At 52.2% G+C, this 224-nt stretch carries 2 tRNA genes; both read left to right on the top strand.

Annotated elements, in window-relative coordinates:
* Nucleotides 1–3: 3 nt before the first annotated feature.
* Nucleotides 4–79: transfer RNA gene (locus tag KQI_RS0115175), tRNA-Asn, on the top strand.
* A gap of 3 nt (nucleotides 80–82) precedes the next feature.
* A tRNA-Ser gene (locus KQI_RS0115170) sits at nucleotides 83–174 on the top strand.
* Nucleotides 175–224 lie beyond the last annotated feature (50 nt).

Here is a 224-nt window from a genome sequence, read left to right as displayed (position 1 = left end):
TATTCCCTGATAGCTCAGTTGGTAGAGCACTCGACTGTTAATCGAGTTGTCACAGGTTCGAGTCCTGTTCGGGGAGCCATATGGAGAGGTGTCCGAGTTGGCCGAAGGAGCACGATTGGAAATCGTGTAGGCGCCAAAAGCGTCTCGAGGGTTCGAATCCCTCTCTCTCCGCCAGAATTATTTTGTTGTGTGGCCCGTTGGTCAAGGGGTTAAACACCTCCCTT

This window comes from Paenibacillus peoriae KCTC 3763, assembly GCF_000236805.1.
GTDB lineage: Bacteria > Bacillota > Bacilli > Paenibacillales > Paenibacillaceae > Paenibacillus > Paenibacillus peoriae.
Note: the sequence above shows the minus strand (reverse complement) of the source record. Positions and strands in the feature narration are given on the sequence as shown.